Origin of the sequence: Actinoplanes sp. NBRC 103695, assembly GCF_030269485.1 — a bacterium.
In the GTDB taxonomy this organism is placed as follows: Bacteria; Actinomycetota; Actinomycetes; order Mycobacteriales; family Micromonosporaceae; genus Actinoplanes.
Genome location: NZ_BSTL01000012.1, coordinates 297027 through 323299 on the forward strand (window position 1 = coordinate 297027; position 26273 = coordinate 323299).

General features: G+C 69.4%; 20 protein-coding genes, 1 tRNA gene and 1 pseudogene. 12 read left to right on the forward strand and 10 right to left on the reverse strand.

Annotation, left to right across the window (positions count from 1 at the left end; translation table 11 throughout):
* On the reverse strand, positions 1 to 1239 hold the full coding sequence (locus tag QSK31_RS23335; protein WP_285686414.1) for a L,D-transpeptidase: 1239 nt from the start codon (positions 1237 to 1239) through the stop codon (positions 1 to 3).
* Positions 1240 to 1400: 161 nt separating this feature from the next.
* Between QSK31_RS23335 and QSK31_RS23340 the strand changes: the two genes are divergently transcribed.
* Positions 1401 to 1473 (forward strand) — tRNA-Lys (locus QSK31_RS23340).
* 255 nt (positions 1474 to 1728) lie between these two features.
* Here the strand turns inward: QSK31_RS23340 and QSK31_RS23345 are convergent.
* The 4 genes from QSK31_RS23345 to QSK31_RS23360 all read right to left on the reverse strand — a co-directional run bounded on the left by QSK31_RS23345 (position 1729) and on the right by QSK31_RS23360 (position 8540).
* Positions 1729 to 3276 (reverse strand): hypothetical protein, encoded by a 1548-nt coding sequence (locus tag QSK31_RS23345; protein WP_285686415.1) that lies wholly within the window; start codon positions 3274 to 3276, stop codon positions 1729 to 1731.
* Complete coding sequence (locus QSK31_RS23350; protein ID WP_285686416.1) at positions 3273 to 3854, reverse strand: hypothetical protein; 582 nt, start codon at positions 3852 to 3854, stop codon at positions 3273 to 3275. The genes QSK31_RS23345 and QSK31_RS23350 overlap by 4 nt, the downstream gene beginning before the upstream one ends.
* Positions 3855 to 4254: 400 nt before the next feature.
* Entirely contained in the window at positions 4255 to 7752 is a 3498-nt protein-coding gene (locus QSK31_RS23355) for a DEAD/DEAH box helicase (RefSeq protein WP_285686417.1), read from the reverse strand.
* The gene (locus QSK31_RS23360; protein ID WP_285686418.1) at positions 7737 to 8540 is read right to left on the reverse strand and encodes a hypothetical protein; all 804 of its coding nucleotides are present in this window, start codon (positions 8538 to 8540) and stop codon (positions 7737 to 7739) included. Before QSK31_RS23360 ends, QSK31_RS23355 begins: the two co-directional genes overlap by 16 nt.
* A 912-nt stretch (positions 8541 to 9452) precedes the next feature.
* Between QSK31_RS23360 and QSK31_RS23365 the strand changes: the two genes are divergently transcribed.
* Complete coding sequence (locus QSK31_RS23365) at positions 9453 to 10526, forward strand: hypothetical protein (protein WP_285686419.1); 1074 nt, start codon at positions 9453 to 9455, stop codon at positions 10524 to 10526.
* Between the two features lie 51 nt (positions 10527 to 10577).
* The gene (locus QSK31_RS23370) at positions 10578 to 10775 is read left to right on the forward strand and encodes a helix-turn-helix transcriptional regulator (protein WP_285686420.1); all 198 of its coding nucleotides are present in this window, start codon (positions 10578 to 10580) and stop codon (positions 10773 to 10775) included.
* Between the two features lie 165 nt (positions 10776 to 10940).
* On the opposite strand, the gene QSK31_RS23375 is transcribed toward QSK31_RS23370, so the two are convergent.
* The 5 genes from QSK31_RS23375 to QSK31_RS23395 all read right to left on the reverse strand — a co-directional run bounded on the left by QSK31_RS23375 (position 10941) and on the right by QSK31_RS23395 (position 14974).
* A complete protein-coding gene (locus QSK31_RS23375; RefSeq protein WP_285686421.1) occupies positions 10941 to 11348 on the reverse strand; it encodes a hypothetical protein in 408 nt (135 codons plus the stop codon).
* A 72-nt stretch (positions 11349 to 11420) separates the two neighbouring features.
* Positions 11421 to 12926, reverse strand: coding sequence for a tyrosine-type recombinase/integrase (locus QSK31_RS23380; protein ID WP_285686422.1), 1506 nt, complete (start codon positions 12924 to 12926; stop codon positions 11421 to 11423).
* 185 nt (positions 12927 to 13111) lie between these two features.
* Entirely contained in the window at positions 13112 to 13333 is a 222-nt protein-coding gene (locus tag QSK31_RS23385) for a DNA-binding protein (protein ID WP_285686423.1), read from the reverse strand.
* A complete protein-coding gene (locus QSK31_RS23390) occupies positions 13330 to 14274 on the reverse strand; it encodes a TRM11 family SAM-dependent methyltransferase (RefSeq protein WP_285686424.1) in 945 nt (314 codons plus the stop codon). The genes QSK31_RS23385 and QSK31_RS23390 overlap by 4 nt, the downstream gene beginning before the upstream one ends.
* Positions 14267 to 14974: a hypothetical protein gene (locus tag QSK31_RS23395; protein ID WP_285686425.1), complete on the reverse strand. Its 708-nt coding sequence runs from the start codon at positions 14972 to 14974 to the stop codon at positions 14267 to 14269. Before QSK31_RS23395 ends, QSK31_RS23390 begins: the two co-directional genes overlap by 8 nt.
* A gap of 716 nt (positions 14975 to 15690) precedes the next feature.
* On the opposite strand from QSK31_RS23395, the gene QSK31_RS23400 reads away from it, so the two are divergent.
* The 9 genes and pseudogenes from QSK31_RS23400 to QSK31_RS23440 form a co-directional block, all read left to right on the forward strand.
* Positions 15691 to 16524, forward strand: a complete 834-nt coding sequence (locus QSK31_RS23400; RefSeq protein WP_285686426.1) for a hypothetical protein — start codon at positions 15691 to 15693, stop codon at positions 16522 to 16524.
* A 287-nt stretch (positions 16525 to 16811) separates the two neighbouring features.
* Entirely contained in the window at positions 16812 to 17255 is a 444-nt protein-coding gene (locus QSK31_RS23405; RefSeq protein WP_285686427.1) for a pilin, read from the forward strand.
* 3 nt (positions 17256 to 17258) lie between these two features.
* Positions 17259 to 19172, forward strand: a complete 1914-nt coding sequence (locus QSK31_RS23410; RefSeq protein ID WP_285686428.1) for a TrbL/VirB6 family protein — start codon at positions 17259 to 17261, stop codon at positions 19170 to 19172.
* Positions 19173 to 19400: 228 nt separating this feature from the next.
* Positions 19401 to 20354, forward strand: a complete 954-nt coding sequence (locus QSK31_RS23415) for a PrgI family protein (RefSeq protein ID WP_285686429.1) — start codon at positions 19401 to 19403, stop codon at positions 20352 to 20354.
* A gap of 2 nt (positions 20355 to 20356) precedes the next feature.
* Positions 20357 to 22114, forward strand: coding sequence for a VirB4 family type IV secretion system protein (locus QSK31_RS23420; RefSeq protein WP_285686439.1), 1758 nt, complete (start codon positions 20357 to 20359; stop codon positions 22112 to 22114).
* 28 nt (positions 22115 to 22142) lie between these two features.
* Complete coding sequence (locus QSK31_RS23425) at positions 22143 to 23549, forward strand: hypothetical protein (RefSeq protein ID WP_285686430.1); 1407 nt, start codon at positions 22143 to 22145, stop codon at positions 23547 to 23549.
* On the forward strand, positions 23546 to 25147 hold the full coding sequence (locus QSK31_RS23430; protein WP_285686431.1) for a type IV secretory system conjugative DNA transfer family protein: 1602 nt from the start codon (positions 23546 to 23548) through the stop codon (positions 25145 to 25147). The genes QSK31_RS23425 and QSK31_RS23430 overlap by 4 nt, the downstream gene beginning before the upstream one ends.
* An 8-nt stretch (positions 25148 to 25155) precedes the next feature.
* Entirely contained in the window at positions 25156 to 26025 is an 870-nt protein-coding gene (locus QSK31_RS23435; RefSeq protein WP_285686440.1) for a replication-relaxation family protein, read from the forward strand.
* Positions 26013 to 26273, forward strand: a pseudogene (locus tag QSK31_RS23440) (M23 family peptidase); the annotation flags it as partial. The gene QSK31_RS23435 and the pseudogene QSK31_RS23440, both read left to right, overlap by 13 nt.

Below are 26273 nucleotides of genomic sequence, written 5' to 3' on the forward strand. Positions count from 1 at the left end.
TCACCCCAGGTCATCCGGCACGGGCAGCGCGCTGCCCTTGGCGAATTCCTTCCAGCTGACGTTCCAGGGGGTCCAGCCGTTGCCGTAGTCCAGCTTGTCGCCGGTACCGGTAACGGTGACCGGGTCACCGATGAGGGTCTTGTCGAAGAGCCACCGCGCGTTCGACGGCGAGACGTTGACGCAGCCGTGCGACACGTTGTTGCGTCCCTGTGAGCCCACCGACCACGGCGCCGAGTGGATGTACTGCCCCGACCAGGTCAGACGCTGGGCGTACTCGATGTTGGTGCGGTAGCCGCTGGCGCCGTCGGTGTCGGTGGTGTCGAAGACGGTCGACGCCTTCTTCTCCATCACGACCATCTTGCCGCTGGACGACGGGGTCGAGCTCTTGCCCAGGCTGACCGGCATCGTCTTGATCGTCTTGCCGTCCTGGACCACGGTCATCTTCTTGGTCTTGTTGTCGACCTTCATCTCGAAGTCGCGCCCGATCTTGGACTTCGCGGCGCGGTCCTGGTCGCCGTACCGTCCGCCGCCGGTCGGCAGGCCACCCACCGCGAGCCGCACGGTCAGGGTCGTCCCCGGCTTCCAGTGCTCCGGCGCCCGGTAGTAGGCCTGGGTGCCGCTCGAGGTCCACGACCAGGTGCCGGGCTGCGCCGGCTCGGTCTTGACCAACATCCGCTTCTGTACGGCGGCCCGGTCCTTCTTCTTGATCCCGGGGTTGAACTCGGCCACCACCGGCATCGCCACGCCGTACGTCCGGTCGTCGAACAGGTAGAGGCCGGTGCCGGTCTCCTTGCCCGCCTTGCCCATGGTGGTGAAGCTCGTGGTGGCGGTCTTCTCGGTGCCGGCCGCGTCGGCGGCGACGACCGTGGCCGCGTACGCCTGCTTGGTCTTGAGGGGTTTGGCCGGGATCCAGCTGGAGCCGTCCTCGCGCATCTCGCCCGCGACGTTGCCGCCCTTGGAGTCGCGCAGCGCGACGCTCTTGACCGTGCCGCCGGTGACTGTGACGCCGATCTCAGCGCTGATGGGCACGTCTTTCTTACCCGTGGCAGGCGTCACAGCGATCTGCACGTCACCGGCCGGCGCCGACTGCTGTTGAGCGACCTCGGATGGACCCGACGAGGCGCCCGGCGTGCTGCCGACCCACGCGGACGAGTCTTTGTCGTCGTCACCGCACGCGGCGAGTCCCAGCGGGGCGAGTACCGCCACCGCAACGACCGCCACCAGCCGCCTGCTGACCATCCTTGATCCCCGTTCTCGTGTTGTCGCGCGCACATACTGCCCTACGCACGCAACTTCCGGTGTCAACCCGTCGGTTCCTTTGACGCGTCGTGACACCCCTGGCGTTGCCCGATTGGAAGCACGACTTTCGCGCGTGCTAAGGTTTCATCCGTTGTCAGGGAGCGCCGCTAGCTCAACTGGCAGAGCAGCGGACTCTTAATCCGCGGGTTGTAGGTTCAAGTCCTACGCGGCGTACGGGTGATCATGGCCATGACCAGGCGTTTTATGCCTGGTCATGGCCATTTTTCGTCCCTTGTGGACGAATGCGTGATCCGTGCGTGATCTGGAGACGCTGACACCTGGGGGCAGCGGGTGGCATTCGCCGCCACGGCGGTCCCCAGGTGATCCAGGCCACCCGGGAAAATGGTCCGTCGTCGTCGCCCGGATCCGTGGTTCGCGGGCCCGCGTGCCGCCCCGTTCCTGATCCTTAGGATCGTCCGATCGAGGAGCCTAGGCGCTCTCGGATTCGGGGTCGGTTGCGCCGGTGAGAGGCAGGGCTTGGGCGGCCGTGAGCGCGGAAAAGTCGGACGGTTGACTATGGGCGAGCAGCTCTGCGGCTCGGACCAGTGAGGCGATCGATGCACCTCCGCGCCCGGCGGTTACGGTCATTTCCGTAAAGTCAACGTTCAAGTTCCCGAGCTTCTCGTCGTCGTCGGGCCGGCGGACGTGAACCTTGGTGACTTGGTAACTGTCATCGATCGATGACCGGATCCGCACAACGTCTGAACTGACGTCACCGCTCCCTTCGGCACCGACATAGATCCGCCGCGACAAGCCGCGCAGGTCGACTGAGTCGAGCGCGAATTCGCTGATCAATGGCGAGATGTCGTCCCAGTTCGCGGCGGCGCTGGCGGTGCGTCCCTTCAACCTACGAGCATCGGATGCGATGAATAGCCGCCACGGACCCGCGTCGGCGGTAAGCAGCCGGTTGTTGATGGACCAGAAGGAGTCGCCGCGGTTCAGGCCCGCCAGCTCGGACTCGTCTTCCATCTCAAAGTCAGCGGTCCGCAACATTGAGGCCGAGATCGCGACGTTGGAATCCTCATCGTACGAGTTGTTGAGCACCAGCTGCGCTCGTTTGCCCGTCCAAGTCTCAAGGTTCGGCACGACGAGAGGGGTTACGTCCATTTCCGCCAGCGCGTTACCCAGCTCTTCGAGCCTCTCCAGCGACATCATCGACCCGATGTAGTGCCAGAGCCGCGTGTTGGCGCGCGCGGTCTCGTCGACGAGCAGATACGGGATGAGGACACGAAGCTCGACTTCGGATAGCTCTCCGCTTCCGCCGGCAATAGAGTCGATGATGTCGGTCGAGAGCCCGAGCCCGAGCCTGAGCAGCTCGGCCGAGCGCCGCAGACGCAGAGAGGCGTCGGGAGCGAACATCTCGTCGGCGGTCTCCTGGAAAGTCGCCAGGAATTGTTCGGTGAGGGCGGTGCCGGTTTCCGGCGGCGTGGCGCTCTGCGCAAGCCGTTCGATGTCATGGGGAGTCAGCAGGCCGCGACCGCCCTTGAGGAGGTTCGCCTGCACCAGACGCAGCAGCGGGGCCTCCTCCCGGCCACGCGAGGTGGAGCGTTGAGTATCGAATGGCGTCGCCATGTCCGCTAGCGAGACCACATCGGTAACGAGTACGCGATTAGCTTCCCGGGCTTGCTCGCGCAGTGGGCTGGACGCAACGGAAGGCTCGTCAAGGGCGGTGAGGGAGAGGACGACGGGTTCCTGGCGGGCCAGGCTTCGCACATCTCGTTCGGTCGCCTCGGGCCGAAGGTCGTTCCTAAGAAAGATCGGCCGTTCGTCTCGCTTGCCCGCATCGTTCCACTCCACCACGAGATCCGGCATGTAGGTGTGGTTGAAGTAGTTCGTGAGGACGACGTTGGCATCGGGGCTGAGTGACGTGACCTCTTGCGCAACCGCCTGCTTGACACCGTTGACGATGTCGTCCGGGTTGTTCGACGCCATCGCTGAGCGGATCTGCTCGGTCACGGCGAGGCTGCGCGTGCTCACCTCATACCCTTCCGGTTAAGCGTGCTCTCGACCAGGGCCAACTCTTGGGGTGTGAGCATGAAGTCCTCCTGGCGCCGGTTGACGACGAACACTTCAACCCGGGCGGCAGCGATGGCCAACGTGTCGACGTTGATCTCGTTGTCCGCAAGTGCCTCCGGGTGATGAGCCTCAAGTGCCGTTTTCATCCGCTCAGCCGTGGTCAAGTCAGCCCAGTCCGTCGAGCTGAATGGCATACGCGTGATCCACCAGAACTCACGGCGGGCGTCCAATCCGTCCTTGAGGTCCTGAGCCGTGATGCTGTACGCGTTGGCAAGGAACTCCCAGTACTCCTTCGCCTGCTTCCCGCCCACCGAGTCGTAGCCTTTGGATTCGATGTACAGGGGCGTCTTCGGGCTCCCGTAGATGCACCCGAACAGGTCGTAGAGCTTTTTCTTCCCGTCAAGACGCGTCAGCTGACAAATCGGAGCATTGTGGTAAGCGTCGAAGGGGAGTTCGATCCACGTCGTACTCTCCAACCACCGCTTGGCCAGGTCGGCGCCATCGATGCCCTTCTGCTGTATGGGTTCCGCCACCGACATGTAAGCAGGATAGCGACCCTGAGTGATCATCCTCATCCGCAGGGTGGTGATCGATCAGGTGTCCGTTCGGGCACTTCGCACGAGCGAAGTCGATTCGCGTTCCTAAGAGCTGCCGCGTCGGACGTCTGGGGCGGCTCGCCGCTTGTGCACAGGCTGCGGATGGAACATGTGTACGACGACGGCCTACGGTGTCGCCGTGGGACCCGCTCGGCCAGAGCGGGTGTGACTTTCGGCGTCAGTTGTCACCTTCGGCGAGAGCTGTCACCGGCCCGCACCACTAGGTGCCCAAAGAAGGTCGCCTTTGCGGCTTCACGGCTACCCTCCGTCACGGCGCGCTGATTCCGTCGATACGCCGATGAGCGGACGTCTCACGAACCTGTTGTGACGGGACGCGACTGGGCTAGGTGAAGCTGATTTGCCCTGCCGCTGCTCGTGTCATCGTCACCGTCGTCCCCGAGAGGCTGAAGTCGAGGGGTAGGCCACTGTCGAGAACCGCGGAGACTCCCGCGTGATCACGTGCGGCGACCACGCCGAGGCCCGATCTGTTCTCGGCCAGGATGTTGAGCTCATCCCCGTCGTTCGAAGCGGCGATCGTCACCGGGACGGGCTCAGCAGTTGGCTCCGCGGTGAGACGAACCTGCGCAGTGACAGATCCGGTTGCCATCATCTCGCCGAGCTTGTGCCGGTCTCCGCCCTGGACGTACTGCAGCAAGTCGAGGACATCCGTCGGGGTTGCACCGAGATTGGCGCGCCAGCCGTGGATGTGCTGCTCGCTCAGGTACTCGCGCAGACTGGGCTCATCAAGCTCGCCGTCTCGTGCGATCCGGCCGAGGTCACGTGCCAGCGTCCGAGACTTCACGTCGTGGACGAGCAGGTCGATCGCCAGAGGCGTGTCGACGCCGTAGCGCAGGTGAGCGGCGGTGCTCGCCAACAGCTGCAGGGGGCTAAGGCGTGACAGCAGGATGTCGTTCGCCTGGGCGATGAGGAGACCGACGGTCCACGCCAGGTAGTGCTGTATACCCTCACTGATCCCGTCGACCATCTGCTCGAGCCGGAACCCCGCGTCGGCGACCTCGTGGAGGTGCGTGTCGGCGAGTTCGGTGAGATCACGACCGGCAATCCAGTCGCGTACGATCGCGTCGACATCCACGTCAACCGGTGTGCCCCTAGGTGAGCTGCGGAAGCGCCAGTGCCTATTCGCCTCCGGCAGCTGCAGGAGCCGGGTGTATACGTCCTGGTTGGCGAACACGTCAAGCGTCTCGTCGAGCGTGTACTCGCCGAAACCGCCGAGGCGCTGCACCTCGTCGGCCAGGCTCGTTGCGATCGACTCGATGACAGCGGCCGACCCAAGACTCGTCCCGGCCTGCGCCCAACGGCGGCGGGATGCCAGCGGTGTCTGCGCGTACTGGACAGCGACGGCATCCGCGAGGGCAAGCCATCGCGCTTTTAGATCGTCAGGCAGCTGGGTGAACGCGAACAGGCGGGTGACGATGTCCTGCCACGTGCGAGTATCGGCGAGGCTGGGGACGAGATCGAGGGCGTGCAAAACGAACCAGACGTAGTTGACGAATCCTCCAGGCTCCCCGTCGTAGGGAAGCTGGAGGATCGCATCCTGTGTGCTGGCCACCAGGGCTTCTGCCTCGGCGAGAGCGGTCAGCGCGGTGTGGGAATCGAGGGTGGAGCGGACTTCCAAGTCGCTCGGTGCGGGTGCCAGTCGGTCGAAGTCGCTGCCTCTCAGCTTCCTTGACACGGCGAGCACGATCCAGCCTTCGGATTCCTTGCCGGCCCGGCCGGCCCGGCCGACCGCGTTGAGCAGTTGCGCGGCGGACATCTGCTGACCAGGATCCTGCCCGTCGTACTCGGTCGTCGCGATGACGACGGTTCGGACGGGCAGGTTCACCCCGTCAGTGAGGGTGCTCGTTGCGACGACCGCTCTAATCGTCTCGCTGCGGATCGCGTCCTCGACGGCTTCCTGCACCTCAACGGGCAGCCCGGCGTGGTGGTACGCCACGCCTTTGCGGACGCACCTGATCATGGGGTGCTCGCTGCCGAGCCGGGCGGCGAGCGCGTCGGCTAGGCCCTGGGAGCGGGGGTCATCGTCCAGCTCGGCGGCCATCGTGCTGGCTGCGTCGCGTGCCGTCGCTCGCTGGGTGACCACCATCAAAAGGCTCCCCGCTCGAAGCAGCAGGGTAGCTGTCTTGGCGGTCGTCACGTAGTTGGGTGACGTGTTTCCCTTCCCAGTAACGCGTTTGTTATCCGCGCCGAGGACGAGCTGGCCGATCGGGGTGTCGTCACTAGTAACGAGGTGCTTCTCTGTGGCGCTCGTCGGGCGGACGGCGAGCCGGGCACGCAGGTCGTACCGGGTCTTGTCCGCCGCACCACGCCTCCCGGTGACGACCGTTCGGCTCATTTCGATCTTCTCGGTGGTGGTCAGGACGCTCAGGCGCCGAGGGGCCCGCCACTCGTCGGTGAACAGCACCTCTCCTTGCCCGGCCGACGTCCAGGCGGCGAGGGAAGCGGCGTTGCCTATTACGCCGGAGAGCAGCATTAGCCTGGCGCCGCTGGCGTCTAGAAGAGTCAGTAGTCCTTCGAGTAGCAGGCCGCGTCCACCGGACTGAGCGATGAGGTGGGCCTCGTCGATGATGAACAGACTGAACCGGCTGAGCACGTCCTGCGGCGACTGTCGCAGCGCGTTCATGAGCCGCTCGGGGGTCATCACTTCAACCTGCGGCAGCTGACCCTCGCGGCCACCGGGCTCCGCAGCGCCGCCGACGTCCTGCACGCCGAAGCCGTCGGGAAGGTCTGCGCCGAGCCTCCGGCCGAGGTAGCGAAGGCGGGACCGGAGCGCTTGGCGCATCTCCCGGCCAAGGCTACGCAGCGGGGTGACGTAGCAGACGTCGCGGTCGTCTTGTGCCGTGTGCGCACAGATGACCAGCTGGGCGAGCAGTGTTTTGCCGGCGCTCGTCGGGACCGACACCAGCAGCCGCGAGGTTGTCTGGCTGAGCGGGCTGATCGTCGGGTGGGCGATAAGCCCGCGCTGCGGCGGCCAAAGCGTCAGAACGGGCTGCCGGTCGAGGGTGAACGCCTGCTTCACAGCTGCGGGGAGGTCTGGTGGAAGGACTGCCCAGACGCTGCTTTCGCTGAGCCCGTCCGTCTGGGCGAGCAGGTGCCCGGCGACCCAGCGGGTGTCCAAGTCGCTGAGGCCGACCTCGTTATTCACAACGCGCCGTAGATGGCCGCGGGCTGCTTCAAGAGCGTCGGTAGCGCCTTCTCGCAAATACCTGACGAGGTCGGCGACGCCTCGCAGGAGCCGCTGCGTCGGGCCGAACATGGTCCCGTCGAGGTTTTCAAGCTGAGCGCCGCGGGTCAGCGCGGCTGCGGCGGAGGCCCAGGTGCGCAGGTGTCGATTGAGGGTGGTCATGTCGAGGCCGAGGAACAAAATCCCGGCGTGTAGCGCGATGTCTCCGCTCTCGATGAACTCGGCGGGCTCGGCGAGGAGGTCCCGAAGCTTGCGGTGGACGGCGCCGGCGTTCGGGCTCTCGTCGGCCAGGTGGTACCCAACCTGCGCGGCGAACGCGGTGGCCAGACGCACCGAGCCGGTCTCCGCGGGGTCATCCAGGAGCAGGTCGAGGACGTGGGCGCTGACGGCGAACGCGCGACGACGCTGCGCAGCCGGGTAGTGAGATGTTTCGGCGGTCGAGGCGATGCCGTGCAGGTACCAAGCTGCGCGGCGCAACGGTGTCAGGTCGGCCCGGAATCCCGTTTCGGTGAGGCCACGGACGAGCTCGATTTCCAGCTCGGCGATGAGGGCGGTCAGCTCGGCGACCGTCGGGAGCTCACTGAGCTGGACATCACCGAAGGCGCCTGCGAGGTGCTCTGCAGCTAGAGCGCGGTCCACGCGTACCTCCTCACCGTCCTGGCGAGTTCGTCGTAGCCGTCGATGCTCGTGGCGAGGCCGCGCAGCTGACCCGGCTTGTTCAGCAGCGGCAGCTTGGAGGCCATGTTGGTGAACGGCGTCGCGGGCAGCGTCTGGTGCGTCGCAAGGGTCACCCCAGCGCCGACAAGCTCGTCACCTTGGACCCACGCGCCGGGGACCTCGGCGATGAAGGTAACTATCGCGTCGGAGGTGCCGTTCGAGGACTGGGCGAACGTGCCGACAATCTTGGCGACGTACCGCTGCCCGTGGTCCGCGAGCTGCTTGTATGCCTTGTTCAGGCTTGTCGAAAGTGGACCTTTTCCGGTGTTCTTCTTGCTCTCCCAGAGCCGAAACCGCAGCGTCCCAGCGATGGGCTCGTAGATCGTGAAGGCGTCGCCGCCGGCGTCGGTCACGTCACCCTTCGGGTCGGGCTGTACCCGCACCACTGGGTTGTCCTTGGTGAGCAGGTGCCAGAGCCACTCGCCGACGTGCCCTTGCAGGTGGGTCTCGCTCTTTTCGGCTCCCGGCAGGCCAAACACCGGCTCCACGAACGAGCCGACCGTCACGCTGGTCGGCGCTGGAATCTTTGTACCGGCAAGGGTGTGCTGTCGCCACGCATCGTATAACTGAGTCGCAGGGCCGAACCGGGCCTGCATGATCGTGTCGATAAGCACCCAGGCCAGGGCACCGGTCTCCTGATCACCAAGGCTGACGGCGACGTGCGAACTCCACTCGCATTTACCGGCCGCGGCGGCACCATCGTGAGACACACGTGGCAGATAATCCCCTACGGTCAGGCGGTTGTTGGTTCGGGCGAACCGCTCGGACTGCTCAGGCGTCGGGCCAGCCGGGGCGGCCGTCGGCTGCGGCCCCAAGGGCGCGGTGGGAGATGTCGTCACAACCGCCTGCCAGGGTATGTGCGGGCCCTGACCGGTACGACGTCAATCGAAAGCGGCCATCCCGCCGCACGGTGCGGCCGGTGGGGCGTCGAGGTCATGGTCCGATCATTCCGTAGACGGAGTGGCAGTGCTATGTGCTTGCTGCGACGAGCGCCGCTTTGGCCCCGCCCTCGCGGAGGGCAGGCATGCGCGGCCCCCGTCGGACCCTGTCCGCCTCTGCCACCGATCGTGCTCGCTGCCGAAGACCTGAATAGCACCCGTGTCACCGAGAGTGATGAGCGTCCGACGCGGGGCGGGAGCAATTCAGTGCCAATCAGCGCCGAAAACCCGTACCGGTGACACCTAAAACCGAAAATCGGTGACAACTACCGCCGAAACTCGATCACGGCCGCTGCTGTCGGAGTCCCCCAATGGGGACAACTATGACCGAAAGTCACAGCGGGAAGACGCTTGCGCCCGGATCGAGTACGTCGCGACGGCTCGACGATTGCCGACGCTTTCGGCGTCTTCATCACCGTCGGCGTGCCGGTCGCACCGACGAGCGCCCGGCGAGGATCTGCCCGCAGGGGATCGGCACCACGTGGCGGCGACTCTGGAACGTGAGGCGGCTTACGTGCGTGATCACGACGCGGCGCGCTTACATGACTGTGGCCGTCGGAGAACCTGAACGCGCCGTCGTGGCGCGTCCGGCGCGATCGTCCGGTAACTCGCCTTGCGCTGGCGCGGGCAGAGCCCAGGGGTCTCTGTGGGTATTCACGTTGACCTTGTGTGGATGATGGAACCATGGAGTCTGCACGGCGCTTCGGCCCGGATTTCGTGTCGGCGCACCAGGCTAAGTACGCCCACCGGCGCCGGTCCGATCGGCAACTGACGTACGACATCGCCGTGTCCGAAGAGTACGAGCCGTGGCGGCGCTGGCTCGATGACCAGGTCGCGCTCCTGCCGGCCCGTGACGCCGACGCGTTCGCGCGGAATCTGTGGTTGGACGAGCATCACTGGCCGTCGATCTTCGAGCTTGCCGCCGGAGCAGCGCTGCGCGGCGAGGGCTACGACATCGCGTACGAACGCCGATTCGAGGGCTTGACGCCTGACTGGACCGTATTGAACTGGGACGGCAGTCCGGCCATGTTCGTCGAGGTGCACACGGACCAGCCGGCCAAGGAGACCTTCGGTCGCATCCGTGGATGGCATGTCCTCGACCAGTACATCGCCAAGATTCCGGTCGGCGTCGTTGTCGCGCTGGTCGATCGGACCAACGTGCCGCTGCGGCCACCGGACGCGCGTACGGCCAAGAAGATTGTCGAGGTGCTGCGTTCCCGCCTACTCGGCTCGGCGCGGACGTCGTCCGTCGACGCGCACGGATACAGGTTCGTCGTCCTCGCCGATCGCTTCGGTCCGATGACGTCACCAAACGCTCCCTACGCCTTCTTCGCCGCACCGAGCGGCATCGCCGGCGCGGTCGACGCCACGCGGCTCACCCGCGCAGTAGAAGGAAAGGTCCGCAGGTATCGCGCTCTGGCGGATCATTACGACGTGCCGTTGGTTGTGGCCGTGGGCGCCCACCGCTTCACCGGCGTCGACCTCTCGGATGTCGACCGCCTGCTCGCAGGCGAGCCGACCGTTACGTTCCAGTTCAACCTCGGCGACACCTTCATCGGTAAGCACCAGTTCGACCCCGGTCATCCGGCACGCTGGAGCATGCCCGCCGGGCTATCGGGGTTGCTGTGGCTGCACAACCAGCCGCCGTTCGAGGCCACCATCCGCCCGAACCCCGACGCGGTCCGCCCGATGTCCATCGGGGCGTTAACCGGCCGTAGCCCGAGTGGCGGGCAGGCATGCGCGACCACCGAGGCGTGACCGGCCACCAACGCCATTCCATGCCCATCTAGTCTCATGTACAGTTGCCCTATGACGAGGCATCTGATGGGTGCGGCCGAGATCCGCAAGCGCCTCGGCGGGATCAGCCGACAGCGCGTCTACCAGCTCACGAACCATCCCGACTTCCCCGCGTCGTACGACGAGTTGAGCCAAGGCAGGGTGTGGTTCAACGAGGACGTCGAGGCGTGGATCGCGGAGAAGCGCCCGCAGGACGACGCCGAGCCGTAGCGCCGGGCGGCATGCATCCGGAAGGCTCCCTAACTCCGTCGTGCTTCCACCGACCATCGAGGACAGGCGCACGGAGACGTTTGGCGCGGCCTGCCTAAGGATGCGGACCGGCCCGGCATCACAGCATGACGGGCGGGTCGGCTTCGGGCGCGCCCGCGCCGTTGGTTACTTACCGTTTCGTTGCGTGGACGACCCCGTTGATGTTCCCCTCTCGGCAGCCTGCGTCGCTGCTCTAGCGCCCTGGAGGACCATTGAGGTGATCACCATCGCCGCCGGAACGAGGATGAGGGAGCCTGCGGAGAGCCCGATCGCCCGCAGCACCGACGCGGTGTCAACGCCCGGTTCCGGGCTACCGGCCAGCGACCTGAGACACCACATCAACGCCACGAAGTCATAGATCATGACCGTGATCCAGGCGATCCCGGCGCCCACGTAGATCGCGAAGTTGCCGATCGTTGAGACCATCACGGGCTTGCGCTCGGCGGCTTTGGTGATCAACCGCGCCTCGACGACGCACGTCAACATCAGGACAGCCAGCACCTGTGCCGAGGTACCGGCGAAATTGTCGGTCATCCCGCGATGGTTGATGACATGGGCAAGCTCCGGGCCTGAACGTTGCGAGATGCGCTCAGGCCCGGAACCGGCTCAGCTGACGGCCTTGAGGTGTCGCTTACGGGGCACGCTTGCGGCGGCCTTCTCGGCGGCGTCGAAGGCGAGGTCGGGCAGGACGGTGGAGTAGAGGTTGCTGGTGGTGGTTGCGGATTTGTGCCGGAGGAGTTCCTGCACGACCTTCATGTCCACCCCGGCGGCCAGGTTGATAGTGGCGGCGCCGTGCCGGAGACCGTGCAGGCCGATCGGCGGAAGCCCGGCCTGTTCGAGGCGGAAGTAGAAGTGGTCGGTGACGTCGGCCGGGTGCAGCATCTCGCCGGTCTTGGTGGTGAACATCAGGCCGTTCTCGACCCACTTGCCGCCGGCCGCCAGCCGTTCCCGGCGCTGCTGGACGAGGTGGTTCTCGAGGGCGAGGACGCAACCGTCGTCCAATGGCACGTCGTCGTAGCTGCCGTCGGTCTTGGGTCGCTCGAGCCGGGCTTCCCAGCCGTGCTGGACGACTTGCCAGGCGATCGTGACCTTCTTCCGTCGGCTGTCGTACTCGGCGCGATGCAGGCCGCAGCCTTCGCCTCGGCGTAGGCCGCGGTAGGCGATGGTGTGGTAGAGGCCGTAGAGCCGGTCGCCGCTGGCGATGAGGTGGTCGAGGAAGATACCGGTCTGTTCGGGGGTCCAGACCATGATTGCGTCCTGCGGGACGGTGCCGGTGAGCTTCCATTCAGCGACGCGTTCGTCGGTCCAGATGAGTTTCTTGGGCGCCTTCTCGGGGGCGATCTCGACGTGCTTGACCGGGTAGATGGGCGGGATGATGCCGCGTCGGATGCCCCAGTTGTAGCCCGCGCGCAGGGTGGCCAGGATGCGGTGCTGGGTCGCGATGCCGACCTTGCGCATCCCTTTGACCTGGCGGCGTTTCTCCGGGTCCGGGCTGGCGCGTAGCTGATCGATCAGGGTGTTGCGTTCCTCGATCTTGTCGAGCATGCCGGTCTCGATCAGGCCGGCGGTGAGCCGGTCGGCGGCGATCGTGCCGAGGTTCGGGACGATGTGGTTGTCGATGTGGCCCTGGTAGGAGCGGCGGGTGCCCTCCTTGATCTTTTTACGCTTCGAGTTCGCTTTGCTGCCGCCGCGGCTGGTCATGAACATCTTCATCAGACCGGCCACGTCCGGGATCTTGTCGAGTTTCTCGACCGAGTACAGCAGCAGCCGGACGGTAGCCGGGTCGGGGACCTGCCGGTCGGCGTTGACCGCCTTCTCGATGATGTCCCCGGCCCGGGTGAGGTTGGTGGTGTCGCCGGGTTCGCAGACGGCAAGGGCCTCGGTGATGCGGCGCAGGACATCGCCCGCACTGGTTTGGTCGTCGAAGGGGCCTCGGCGCAGCGGGCGGCGGCGGCCGTCGGCCGCCTTGGGGAGTTCGATCTGGTACTGCCAGACGCCGTGGTGCGGGTTCCAGGTGTTGCCCCGGCGCAGCTTCGGGCACTGGGCGCCGAGCGGTTTGCCGGTGTCGCGGTCGCGGCAGTAGCAGCGTTTGTACGTGGTTCCGGTGTTCATGCGGTTCGTCCCGTTCGGTGGTCGGTGTGTCCCAGCGGATTTCGCCGGTTCGCGAATCCGCTGGGACACCTGTCGACGCCATCCATGCCGGACGGTGCCGCGGGATCAAGCCTGGTCAAACCAGGGGTCTCCGCCGGTCTGTCGCCCGCTCGGCGCGGCGGCCACGGCTCCGGCCGGGTAGTTGGTCAGCCGGCGGTCTCGGCGGCTCCGATGGCGTGCAGTAGGTGCGGGACGCCGACGATGAAGCGGCGGCTGACCCGAGTCACCGGCACCGGGAACTCGCCGTCACGGGCGAGCTGGTAGGCGGCGGTGCGCCCGATGCCGAGGATCGCCCCAGCGGTGACGACGTCGGTCGTGGTGCCGAGCGCGCGGACGGCATCCACCGTCCAGGTGGTCGAGCGGGTCACTGCGCGTCCTTCAGTACGAGCCGGAACACCAGCAGGTCCTCGTGCTGGATGAGCCATTGTGGGTCACCGGCGTTGACGGCTTCGTGGACGTTCTTCCTCTGGAAGAACGAGGCCCGCGGCACGAGCACTCCGTCGCGGACTCCGGCGATGAGGGCGATGAGTTCTTCGACCAGGGTCAGTCCGGCGGCGAGTCCGGCGGCGGCGACCATGCTGGGGATGTCGATGAGTTCGCCGTGGCGTCGGTACGGCCGGGCGGTGACCGCGAGGTGACCGCCGGGTCGCAGTACGGCCGCGCAGCCGGTAAGGATCTGGGTGAACCCTTCGACGAGTTCGTTGTGTCCGAGGTAGGCGAGGTTTCCAGCGTCGGCGCCGTACCGGTTGTTGATTTTCCGGACTTTGCCTTGTCCGGGACCGGGTGTGATTGCGCGGCCGTGAGTGGAGGCTCCGTACGGCGGTGAGGTGATGACCAGCCCGATCCGGCCGTGGGCCTCGGGCGGCAGCAGTGCGGGCAGTCGGCGGCCGTCGCCGGTGTAGATCTCGCCGGTGCCGGTGGCGCCTTGGCTGGTGGCGAGGCGGATGTTGTCGGCGGCCTGTTGTGCCCATCGCGTCTCGTATTCGATGCCGATGCCGTGCCGGGCGAGGTGCATGGCTTCCACGACGGTGGTGCCGATCCCGGCCATCGGGTCGGCGACCAGCTCGCCGGGCTCGGTGTAGGTGGCGATGAGGTAGCGGGCGATCGTGGGCAGCATCTTGGCCGGGTGCGCCGTGGAGGCCGGGGTGTACCGGCCGCTGCGCTGACCACGGAACGATGTCTGCCCGGTCAGCAGGACCGAGCCCTGGACTCCGTCGGCGATGAGGGCGAACAGCCGGCCGACGTCGAGGGGAGAATCCTCGCCGTCGGGGCCGAGGGTGGACGAGGCAGAGGAGATGGGCTCACGCATCGGCGGCCTCCTGATCGATGCTGGTCGCGGTGAACGCCAGAACGTCCATGTGGATCGGGACGTGCCGCCCGTCGAGCAGCGCAGGCCGGGTGCTCGCGGCGGTAGCCGCGTCGGTGCGCGGCTCGACGGCCGGGAGCGGGACCAGCAGCACGGGGAGGTGCTGGTGGTAGCGCAGCCCAGCGGTGCGAGCGGCGGAGATGACGGTGCTGCGCCGCGAGATCCGGCCCGGCTGTGGTCCGGCGGCGGGCAGTGCGGTGAGGATGAACCCGCCGGGGCGCAGCAGCCGGTGCCACTGGTGCATCGCCTCGGTGGTGGCGAGCACCCCGAGGCGGTCACCGCCGGGTCGGGGTAGACCAGCCAGCAGCAGTGCAACGCCGTCTTCAGCGAGACGCCGGGCGCGAGCGGGCCGGTCATCGGTGAACCGGACCCGGGTGTGGTCACCGTCGGTGGTGATGGTCGCCGGGCGGCGGTGCAGATACCGGGCGGCACTGGCGACGGTGGGGTGGTTGTCGAGGTCCAGCACGACGTCGCCGTCGCGGGTGTAGTGCCGGATCAGCCAGCCGAGGCGCTGCGGGTCGAGTCCGTACCAGGCCGCCGCGTCGGCCAGCGGCGCGTCGCGGCGGTGGACGGGGACGAGGAACAGCCCGACGCGCGGGCGTTCGGAGCTGGAATCGGGGGTGTGCGGGGAGGTCTGCGGCATGGGTGGTGGGCCACGTCCGCCGACAAGCGCTGACATTAAGGGAATACAAATCCGGGCCTCGATTTGGAGGACGCCGCCGCGAGCACCGGCCGCCGCCACCGTCCACCTCGACGTGTTCAACCCCCATGAACAAGATCGACCGCAGGTTGAACACGCAGGTCAGGCGTTGAACACACCAGCTCCACAGCGACCCGGCCATTGAGAGTGATGACTTTCATGGCAGCCTTTGGCGGGTGGCGGATCGGCGGTCCCGCAGTGCCCTTGGTGGTGCCATGAACAAGATCGGCACGTCACCTTGAACAAGATCGACTCGGCGGCGGCCCTCCTCGAACAAGATCCACTTGTGCGTCGAGGGCCGCCGCCCACCATGAACACCCCTGGCCCGCGCCTTCCGGCGCGGGCCTTTTTGCGTTCCCGGCGGCATGCGTGTTCATGGCCCGGCAACGGCCCGCCGAGGCGGCCGGTGAACACGCCGGGCGCCAGGTTGAACAGGCAGCTACGAGGTTGCGCAGGCCGTGAACACCGGTTCCACGGCGGTCGATTGCCCGCATCGAGGGCGGTCATCGCGACCTCGGCCGGGCACGCTGTGTTCAACCTGAAACAAGATCATCAGTGTTCACGATGTGTTCAACCTGCCTGGTGGCGTAGGTGCTGCACCGCCGACCGGCCCTCGATCGCCGGTCCGGCACCCACCTCGCCACCACGGGAGTACATCCATGTCTGCGAACACTCGCCCGGTCGCCGGCCCGCTCGCCGAGCACCCGGGCTCGCGGCCCGGCGCGGCGCTGCTCGACGCGATCGACTACCGGTTCCGGCTGCGTGGGGAAGGCCCGCAGCCGCAGGCGGTCGACGGCCGCCAGCTCGGCCACGGCCTGCCGCGTCGTCCGATTCCGCTGACCGAGCTGTCGGCGATCCTCATGCACCCCTCCTGCGGCACCGCGGCCCAGGACGCCGCGTGGCGGTTCCTCGTCACCCAGGCCCGTACCGGCGGGGAGCGGTGGGTCGTCGGCGCGGTCGGGGTGGCCCTGCCGGGTCTGCGGCACCGGGCGCACCTGCTGTCGAAGCTGTCGTCCGGCGACCTGCACGCGGCGCTGGTCGAGGCGTTCCTGAAGGCGTTGCGCAAGGTCGATGTCGACCAGCCGGGCGTCGTGAACGCCCTGCTCAATGCCGCGTTCTCCGGTGCCCGTGCCGCGCTGCGCGAGCAGGAACCGGCCGCGTCCGGGGAGGCGAACTTCGCGCCCGGCTCGGCGCTGCCGCCCGCCCCGTACGGGCACCCGGACCTGGTCCTGGCCCGCGCGGTGCGCCTCGGTGTGCTCAGCGTCGCCGAGGCCGACCTGATCGGCGGCACGTACCTGGAGGACACCAGCCTCGCCGCGTACGCGCAGCGCACCGGCCTGGCCCGCTGGGGCGTCTACAAGCGACGCAGCGCCGCCGTCGAGCGGCTCGTCGCGGCGATCCGGGCCGGGGAGCTGAGCGACCCCACCGCCGATGTCATCGCCGAGGCCACGCTCGGCACCGGACCGGAGGTGACACCCGGCCGCCGCCCCTGATACGCCCCCGCTGAGCTGCGCTTCTCCAAAACTGCCCGCGGATTTGTATTCCCTTAGTGCGGGACTTCCCGCGTAGGTGACCCTTCCGACCGGCCCCGCTGACGGCGCTGACACCCCGTTTGCCCGGCCCACCAGACCTCTGTGAGGAGGACGGCCCCGCGCCGGTCGGAACGTCGCAGGTCACCACGTGCGGATCCATTCACTCCCGCCTCTGCCATCCACGCGCCGCACCACGAGCCCCGTCACGCCCGGGGCCGGTGGCGGCCCGCGCCCGGAGGTGCCCACCCATGAGCAACAAGTCCCCTTCAGCGCGCCCTTCGCGGCGCAAGTGGTCCCGGCATCCGCGCCGGCCACGGCTGCACCCTCGCAACTGGGTGCTCTACCAGGCCACCCGCATGATTCCGGTCCTGATCGTGGTGGCCGCGACGCTCGCCACGGTCATGGTGCTGGGCGACACCGCCGCCTCCGCCGCGCAGGCCGGGGCGCCGGTCCCGCTGGCCGCCGAGTCGATCCAAGCGGTCGTCAACAACATCCGGGTCTGGCTGATCGGGATCTTGGTGGCCGTCGCCACCCTGTTCCTCACCGTCGGTGGCCTGCGCTATCTCGCCGCGAACGGTGACCCCGGCGAGACCGAAAAGGGCAAGCTCGCGATGAAGTCCGCCGCGATCGGCTACGGGCTGGCCCTGCTGGCGCCGCTGTTCGTGACGATCGTCGGTAAGTGGGTGGCCTGAGCCATGACCGCCACCCCGATACACACCGGGCGGGGTACCTCCCGCGCTGCCCGGCTGGTCCTCGCGCTGCTGCTCGGGGCGGGTCTGGCCGGTGGGATCGCCGTCGCGGCGGCCTCTCCGGCGGCGGCCGAGCCCGTACCTGCCCCGGCCCCGGCACCGGGCGCCCCGCCAAGCCCCGGCCCGAACCCGACGCCGAGCCCGATTGGGCCGCCGCCGACGGGTAACCCGAGTCCTAACCCGAGTCCGACTCCGGCTCCGGCTCCGTCGCCCGGTGCCAGCCCGACGCCGCCGCCCGCCACCTCGAGCGACGATGATCCGGCCTGGTACGACATTCCCGGCCAGATCCGTGAGGCGATCACCGACTTCTTCGCCTGGATGGTCAAGACCGGCCTGAACCCGGTGATGGAGACCCTCGGCAAGACCGTGTTGTCCACCCCGGACCTGACGAACAATCCGCAGGTCAAGGCGATCTGGACGACGAGTCTGGTCATCGCAAACGCGGTCTTCGTGCTGTTCGTGGTCATCGGCGGGTTCGTCGTGACCTCCCGCGAGAGTTTGCAGACCCGGCACGGGCTCAAGGAGATCCTGCCGCGCCTGGTGATCGGCGGGGTCGGCGCGAACCTGTCGCTGCTTGTGTGCGCGCAGATCCTGAAAGCGGTCAACGCGCTGACCGCCGCGATTGCCGGTCAAGGCGTCGACGCCGGAACCGCCGCGACCGCGATCACCCAGGCCATCGAGGGCGCCGCCCAAGGCAACAGCTTCATGGTGACGCTGATGCGGCTGGCCGCATTGGTGATGGCGATCATCGTCGTGCTGACCTTCATCCTGCGGGTGGCGGCCACGATCCTGCTCATCGGGGTGTCCCCGCTCGCGCTCATGTGCCACGCCACCCCGCAGACCGAGGGCCTGGCCTACACCTGGTGGCGGGCGTTCGGGGCGTGCCTGGGCATGCAACTCGCCCAAGCCTTCATCATGCTGGCCACGGTCCGGGTGTTCCTGACCCCGACCGGACCGGCGGTCCTCGGCATCCCGGTCACCACCGACGGGTTCCTCGCCATTCTGGTCTGCCTCACGATGCTGTGGGTCCAGATCAAACTGCCCGGCTGGATGAAGATGTTCATCCTCGGCCCGCTCGGACAGTCGAAGGGCCGCGGGCTGCTCGGCCAGATCGTCAGCACCATCCTGACGATCAAGACCCTCGGGGCGGCGGCCGGCATCCTCGGCGGGGCGAGGGCCGCAGGGGCGGCGGCGGGGACGGCCGCCCGCCGAGGCCCCGGGACGGCACCCCGTCCCGGCCCCGGCCGTCCCGGCCCCGGCCGTCCCGGCCCCGGCCGTCCCGGACCGGGACGCCCGCCCCGCCCCGGCCCAACCCGCCCGCCCCGCCCGCCCCGAGCCGGACCGTCCCGCCCGTCCCCGGCACCCGCCGGACCGGCCGCGTTCAGCCACGCCCCAGCTACCCATACGCCCCTCGCGCAGCCCGCCGGAACCACGGCCGCCCCGGCTTTCAGTCACGCCGAGCCGCCCGCCACGGCAAGCGCCGCCCCGGCGGGTGCCGCTCCGCCTGCCGTGTTCTCGGCCGCACCGAGCGCCCATCCGGCACCGTCGGCGTCCGCGCCGCCGAGTGCGATGCCGTTCAGCCGCCCACCGACCACCCCGGCAACGAGCAGCACCACGACCGGCTCGGCGCCGGTCTCCACCAGCGCACCAGCAGTGGTGTTCTCGGCGGCACCGCACGGGCAGACCGCGCCGAGGCGGCCTCCGGCACCGGTCACGCCGACGTTCTCGTCAGCGCCGGCGACACCGCCGAGGCCGCGTCCGACAGCGGCAAAACGAGCCCCGGCGACGCCCGCACGCACGCCCCGGCCCACCGGCGCGGTTCCGGCCGCCCCGCCCCGGCCACCCGGTCGGTCCGGGTGACCGGCCGTCCCCGCCCGGCCGTCCCCGCCGGTGCGTCCGGCGGTCCCGTCCCCGGCCCCCGCCCCGCCCCGCCCCGACCCGGGCTCCGGCTCCGGCACCCGAACCGCCTCGCGACCCCGCCCCGGCGGCTCCGCCGCGTGTGGAGCCGCCCGCCCGTCCGCTGCGCCCGGCCGCGCCGAGCAACCCGCAGCGTCCCGTCCGCCGCCGTCCCGAAAGGGGTGATCACTGATGGCACGCCGACACGAAGATGAGCCGTTAAGAGCACGCGTACCGGCCGACGTCGAGCGACCCGACCGGATCGTGTTCGGCCTGACCCTGCGCCAAGTCGTTGTCCTGACCGTCACCGCATTGATCCTTTACGCGGTCTGGACCGCTCTCGCCACGGTGGTCAACCCGCTGTACTTCATCGCCGGATCCATCCCGGTGGCCGGGGCGGCGTTCTTCCTCGCGGTCGGCCGCCGCGACGGGATCAGCCTCGACGGATGGCTGCTCGCCGCGCTCCGGCACCGCCGCACCCCGCATCGCCTGGTCCCGACCGACGAGCCAATCCACCCCGCCCCGGCGTGGGTGGCCACCACCGGCGGGCGCGGTGACAAGCTGCCGCTCCCGGCCCCTTTGCGGCTGCCCGCGAAGGGCATCACCGCCGACGGGCTGATCGACCTCGGCCCGGACGGCACCACCGCGCTGGTGTCGGCGTCGACGGTGGCGTTCGGGCTGCGTTCACCCGGCGAGCAGAACGGCCTCGTCGCCGGGTTCGCCCGCTGGCTGAACAGCCTGGACGCCCCGACGCAAATCCTGGTGCGGGCGCAGCGGGTCAACCTGACCCACGTCGCGGACCGTATCGAGCGCCGCGCCCCGGGCCTGCCGCATCCGGCGCTGGAAGAGGCGGCCCGCTCGCATGCCGGGTTCCTCGACGACCTCGCGGCCGGGCGGGAGCTGCTGCACCGGCAGGTCACCGTCGTCGTACGCGGGCGGCGCGGCCCCGGCCACACCGCCCACCAGGCCCGCGAGGCGGTGCGAGCCCTCGCCGGGTGCGAGGTCGCCGGCACGGTCCTGGACGCCTACGACACCCAGACCGCCCTCGCTGCCTGCCTCGACCCGGCCGCCCCCACCACCACCTGGGCGGCGTCCGACGACGCCTCGGATCTGATGAGCGAGCTGGAAGACGGTGACGACACGTGAAGCTGCCCACCCTGCGACGCAGCCGACGCTCACCGGATCAGACCGGTGGCGTGCTGCCCGGCAGCCCCGACGCCGTGGAAGTCGGCGGCCGATCGGTACACGTCGGCGACGACTACTGCGCGACCCTCGCCGTGACCGGGTACCCGGCCGAGGTCGGCGCCGGCTGGCTGGAGCCGATCCTGTCCTACCCCGGCCGCGTCGACGTCGCCCTGCACATCGAACCCGTCGCCCCGGTCGTCGCCTCCGACCGGCTACGCAAGCAGCGCGGCCGGTTGGAGTCCTCGCGGCGTTCCGACGCCGGGAAGGGACGCCTCGACGACCCGGAGTTGGACGCCGCCGCGGCAGACGCCGCCGAGCTGGCCGCCCGGGTCGCCCGGGGCGAAGCGCGGCTGTTCCGCCTCGGTCTGTACCTGACCGTGCACGCCGACAGCGAAGCCGAACTCATCGACCGCGTCACGGAGGTGCGGGCGCTGGCGTCGTCGCTGCTGCTGGAGGTGGCCCCGGCGACGTGGCGGCAGTTGCAGGGCTGGATCACCAGCCTGCCCCTGGCGTTCGACGCCCTCGGCATGCGCCGGGTGTTCGACACCGACGCCCTCGCCGCCGCGTTCCCGTTCACCAGCCCGGACCTGCCGGTCACCGCCGGAGACACCGGCATGGGCGTGCTCTACGGCCTGAACCTGGCCTCGGCCGGGGTGGTGGTCTGGGACCGGTGGGCGCAGCCGAATTTCAACGCCGTCATCCTCGCCCGCTCCGGCGAAGGCAAGTCCTACCTGGCCAAACTGGATTTGCTGCGCAACCTCTACCTCGGGGTCGAGGCGTTCGTCATCGACCCGGAAGACGAGTACATCCGCCTCGCCGAGGCGGTCGGCGGGACGATCATCCGGCCCGGCGCGCCGGGCGTGCGGATGAACCCCCTCGATCTGTCGGCCGCTGACGGCGACGATGCCCTGTTCCGGCGGACCCTGTTCATGCAGACGTTCGTCGCGGTGCTCACCGCTGGCGACAACGCCGCCGCCGCCCTCGACCCGGTCGACGTGCCGGTCCTCGACGCCGCCGTGCTGGCGGCGTACCGGGCCAAGGGCATCACCACCGACCTGCGTACCTGGCGGCGTCCCGCCCCGCTGCTGGCTGATGTGGCGCAGGCGTTGACCGAGATGGGGGACGCCGGGCGGACCCTCGCCGCGCGGCTGCACCCGTATGTGGCGGGGTCGTTCGCCGGGCTGTTCGACGGGCCGACCACCACCGCCCCGGAAGGGCACCTGGTCGTGTACGCGATCAAGGACCTACCGGACGAGCTGAAACCGGTCGGCACCCTGCTCACGTTGGACGCGATCTGGCGCAAGGTCGCCAACTCGTCCTCGCCCGACGTGCGCCGCATGGTGCTGGTCGATGAGGCGTGGCTGATGCTGCGCGCCGGGCTCGGCGCGAAGTTCCTCTTCCGCCTGGCCAAGTCCGCCCGCAAGTACGGAGCCGGGTTGACCGTGGTCACCCAGGACGCCGCCGACGTGCTCGGCACCGAGGTCGGCCGGGCCGTGGTGTCCAACGCGGCCACGCAGGTGCTGCTGCGGCAAGCCCCGCAAGCCATCCAAGCCGTCGCGGACGCGTTCGGGCTCACCGAGGGCGAGAAGACGTTCCTGCTCTCCGCGGCACGCGGAGACGCCCTCTTGGCCTGCGGAAACAGCCGGGTCGCGTTTCACAGCGTCGCCGACGACGACGAGCACCAGCTCATCGTCACCGGCCCGGCCGCCGGCCGCCGCTGAAGCTCAGCCGCCCCTCTTGGAGCCTGCCATGCCTGCACCGCTGATCCTGCTCATCTCACCAACCCTGTCCCCGACACCACCGTCTGCGCCGCCCTCGGTGGCCTGCGTCCCCGGCCGCGACGGCGTTCCGGACTCGGTGATCGGGCACCTCATGTGCGGCACCTGGGCCGACGACGCCCCCGCCACCGTGTCGGCGTTCGTCCGGGCGCACTGGCTGCTGCTACTCGCCACGCTCGCCGTGCTGATCGCCGCCCGCCTCGGCTGGGCGATGGGGCGGCGGCGGGTGTGGCGTGCCCACGCCGGTCAGGCCCGCTGGCTGGAGATTGTCCCGCCGGTGTCCGCCACCCCGGCCGCGACGGTCGGGTTGTGGCGGTTGCTCGCCACAGCGTTGCCCGTCTCGAACCGGTTGTCGTGGCGCCCGCACCGCTTGGTCTGGGAGGTCGAAGCCGACCCGCGAGGCATGCGGTGCGGGCTGTGGCTGCCTCCTGGGGTGAACCCGACCGCCGTGCTCCGGTTGCTGCAACGCGCGTGGCCTGGTGCCCGCGCCGAACAGACCCGCCCGCCGGGCTTCGCGCCCGGTAGCCCGGTCGCCGCCGTGGCGTTGCTGCCCACCCAGCCGGAATGGCTGCCCCTTGTCGACGATGCCGCGCCGAGCCGGGGTCAGCGGTGGGAAGCCGGGGCACCGCCGGAGGAGGACCGCCTGCGTGCGGTCTACGACGGGCTCGCCGCCGCCGGGCGCACCGGCGGTGGACTGTTACAGGTCCACGTCACCCGCGCCCCCGCCCGCCGGGTTCGAGGGTTGCGCCGCGCCACCACCAACCCCGACCGTGCCCGCCGCCCCCGCACCGGCGCATCCCGCACAATCGGCCTGTTCGCCGACGGCCTCCGGGCGCTGATCATCGGCGTCCTCGACCTGGTCACCCCCGGCCCCACCAGCCGCAAACACCAGAGCGGCCGGGCGGATCCGTACCTGGCCGAGCTGGCCCGCCAAGCGCGCGCCAAGCTGGCCGCCGCGCCGCACCTGCTCGTCGCGGTCCACGCCACCACCACCGGGCCAACGGTCGCGGCGGCGCGGGCCGCCGCCGCCGACATCACCTCCGGGTTCGGGCTGCTGTCCCCGCACTTCGCCCGCCGCCGGCTACGCCGAGCCCGCGCGAGCGCGGCCTGGCGGTGGGTGCCGCTGTCGCGGATGACTCTCGCGTCGGTGGACGAGACCGCCGCCCTCGCCGGGCTGCCCGCCGAGCCGTCCGCGCACGGCATGCCCGCCGCCGCGTCGCGCCGCCGCCCGGCCAGCCGCGAAGTGTTCACCGCCGGACCGGCCCCAGCCGCCCGGCCGAAACGCCGCCCGGTCCCCGACCCGGCCGCCCCGCCCGCCGACCCGGGCCAGAGCCACCCGGCGGCAGGCGACCCGCCGACCGTGTGGAGTACGCCATGACGACCGCCGAGAGCTCAGCCGCACCAGCCACCCGAGCGCAGCGCCGCCTCCACCTCGTGCCGCCGTCCGAACGGCGCGGTCTGCCCGGCAAGGTGATCGGCGTCGCCAACTCCGGACCCGTCGTACGGGTCGGGATCTCCCTTCAGGACTGCCGCCACCACCTGCACGTCTGCGGCCCCACCGGCACGGGCAAGACGTCGCTGTTGCTGCGGATGATCCTCGATGACGTGCAGGCGGGGCGCGGCGTCGCCGCGTTCGACCCGGCCAAGGGTGATCTGATCCGCGACCTGCTCGACGTGCTGCCGAGTGACTGCGGGGACCGCCTGGTCATCGTGGATCCCGACGAGCGCAAGGCGCCGCCGGCGATCAACCTGCTCGACCCGGAGGTCCACGGCGGAACCGCGCACGACGTGGCCGCCGCTGTCACCTCCGTCATGAGCAAGGTGTGGTCGAGATGGTGGGGCCACCGCACCGCCGACATCTGCTACCACGGCCTGCTCACCCTGGCCTACCTGCCCGGCTCCACCCTGGCCCAGTTGCCGCGCCTGCTGTCGGACGCCAAATGGCGGGCCGGGCGGGTCCGCGCCGTGGTGAACAGTCTCGGGGCATGGGAGGGCAACACCCTCGGCGAATTCTGGGAAGGCTTCGACGGCCTCCCCGCCGGGCAACGTGCCGGGCTCGTCGCACCGCTGCTGTCCCGGCTGCGGCTGGTCCTCGCGCACCCCTTGGCCAATGGCCTGTTCGGGGTTCCCAGCACCACGTTCCGGTTCGCCGACATCCTCGACGGCGGGGTCCTCCTCGCCCGGCTGCCCAAAGGGGTCATCGGGGAGGACGGCGCCCGCCTGGTCGGGTCGCTGCTGCTGGCCGGACTGTGGCAAGCCACCGCCGCGCGCGCCCGTATCCCCGAGAACGACCGCCTCGACGCCAGCATCGTGCTGGACGAGTGCCACAACTTCCTGCACCTGCCCATCGGCATCGATGACGCCCTCGCCGAGGCCCGCGGCCTGCACACCTCGTTCGTTCTCGCGCATCAATACCTCGGGCAGCTCTCCGGCGATATGGCCGAGGCCATCGACGCCAACGCCCGCAACAAGGTGTACTTCGCGCTCGCTCCGAAAGACGCCGTCGACCAAGCCCACCACGTGCGCCCGTACCTGGAGCAGGGCGACCTGATGCGCCTCGGCGGCTACGAAGTGGTCCTTCGGCCGGTGGCCGGCGGGCGGGTCGCTCCACCGGTCACCGCGGACACCATCGCACCGCCCGAGCCGATCCGAGGCCGGGCCTCCGAGTTGCGCCGGCTGGCTCGTGAACACACCGGACTGCCGATCGGTGAGCGTCGCCGGTTGCTCGGCGATGCGGCCATCGGACAACCCGGCAGTGATCCCGGCGCTGAGGTCGACGCCGGTGACAGCGGCACTGGTCTGTGGGTGGGTCGCAACACTTTCGCTGTTCAACCGGCGGGTTCTCTAGAGGGTTCTAACGAGCGTTCTCACGAGGTTTCCAACGGCCCGGAACGCTCGCCTGAACCCTCGCCCATGAACACGTCATCCGCGCTGCTGGACGACGGTGAGGAGGACTGGTGGACCGGAACCGACTGATAGTGAATATCCCTCCTACCGGTACGTCTGCTGCCAGCAGTACCCGCCTCACGGCGTCCGTCGTCGCCGCCGAACTCTCCCGGCTCACTCCCCGAGACCGGCACCTGCTCGACCTGCTCGACCAGCACTCCACGTTCTCCACCGAGCACCTGGTTTCCCTCGCCTTCGGTTCCCCCGGCCGAGCCCGTAACCGCCTCAACCTGCTTCACGCCCGAGACATCCTCGACCGGTTCCGCCTCTACCACCGGCCCGGCTCGCAATCCTGGAGGTGGACCCTCGGCCCCGTCGGCGCGGCCGTCGTCGCTGTCGGTCGGGGTGAGGCGATGCCCCGCCCGGCCGCCGTCCGCGACACCACGGCCCGACTGGCGACCTCGCCGAGGTTGAACCACCTCCTCGCAACCAACGGGCTTTTCGTGGCGCTGGCCGGTGAGGCCCGTACCCGTGCCGGGGTCCGGCTGGCGCGGTGGTGGAACGAACAACGCTGCCGTGAGGCCACCGGCAATCTCGTGCGCCCGGACGGTCACGGCGTGTGGGTCACCGGCGGGCGGGCGGTGCCGTTCTGGCTCGAGATGGACCTCGGCACCGAAGCCCTGTCGCGGGTCGCGGCCAAACTCACCGGCTACGCGGCACTCGGCCCCCGCCGCGCATACCCGGTGCTGATCTGGCTACCGACCACCACCCGGGAGGCCAACCTGCACGCGCACCTGTCCCGGGCCGGGGTGCCGGACGGGGTGAGCGTGGCGACCGCCGCCGACGACTACGCCGCCGCCCATGGCGGCCCGTCCGGGGCCGTGTGGCGCGTTCTCGGCGACCCTGCACGCCTCACGCTGGCCGACCTGCCGGGGGTCACCTCGAACGGTGCCGTATGGGACGGGTGATCTCGTGGGCGGTCGGCGGAGTGGTCGCGCTGCTGGTGGTCATCATCGCGGCCGGGGTCGGCGCGGTGTCGGCGGTGTTCGGGGGTGGCGGAGTCGCCGGGTGCCGGGCCACGCTCACCGCCCCCGGCGCGACCCCGGACGGGCTCACGGCCGAACAGGCGAGCAACGCTGCCGTGATCGTCGCGGTCGGTCAGCGCCCGGTCGGTCAGCGCATGAGCGTGCCGCCGCGCGGGTGGGTGATCGCCGTA

Bases quoted from the DNA above. Each gene is read 5' to 3' on its own strand.
- QSK31_RS23365 (WP_285686419.1), top strand. From the start codon at position 9,453: ATGGAGTCTGCACGGCGCTTCGGCCCGGATTTCGTGTCGGCGCACCAG.
- QSK31_RS23430 (WP_285686431.1), top strand. From the start codon at position 23,546: ATGACGACCGCCGAGAGCTCAGCCGCACCAGCCACCCGAGCGCAGCGC.
- QSK31_RS23425 (WP_285686430.1), top strand. From the start codon at position 22,143: ATGCCTGCACCGCTGATCCTGCTCATCTCACCAACCCTGTCCCCGACA.
- QSK31_RS23375 (WP_285686421.1), bottom strand. From the start codon at position 11,348: ATGACCGACAATTTCGCCGGTACCTCGGCACAGGTGCTGGCTGTCCTG.
- QSK31_RS23400 (WP_285686426.1), top strand. From the start codon at position 15,691: ATGTCTGCGAACACTCGCCCGGTCGCCGGCCCGCTCGCCGAGCACCCG.
- QSK31_RS23395 (WP_285686425.1), bottom strand. From the start codon at position 14,974: ATGCCGCAGACCTCCCCGCACACCCCCGATTCCAGCTCCGAACGCCCG.
- QSK31_RS23390 (WP_285686424.1), bottom strand. From the start codon at position 14,274: ATGCGTGAGCCCATCTCCTCTGCCTCGTCCACCCTCGGCCCCGACGGC.
- QSK31_RS23405 (WP_285686427.1), top strand. From the start codon at position 16,812: ATGAGCAACAAGTCCCCTTCAGCGCGCCCTTCGCGGCGCAAGTGGTCC.
- QSK31_RS23415 (WP_285686429.1), top strand. From the start codon at position 19,401: ATGGCACGCCGACACGAAGATGAGCCGTTAAGAGCACGCGTACCGGCC.
- QSK31_RS23380 (WP_285686422.1), bottom strand. From the start codon at position 12,926: ATGAACACCGGAACCACGTACAAACGCTGCTACTGCCGCGACCGCGAC.
- QSK31_RS23370 (WP_285686420.1), top strand. From the start codon at position 10,578: ATGACGAGGCATCTGATGGGTGCGGCCGAGATCCGCAAGCGCCTCGGC.
- QSK31_RS23350 (WP_285686416.1), bottom strand. From the start codon at position 3,854: ATGTCGGTGGCGGAACCCATACAGCAGAAGGGCATCGATGGCGCCGAC.
- QSK31_RS23410 (WP_285686428.1), top strand. From the start codon at position 17,259: ATGACCGCCACCCCGATACACACCGGGCGGGGTACCTCCCGCGCTGCC.
- QSK31_RS23335 (WP_285686414.1), bottom strand. From the start codon at position 1,239: ATGGTCAGCAGGCGGCTGGTGGCGGTCGTTGCGGTGGCGGTACTCGCC.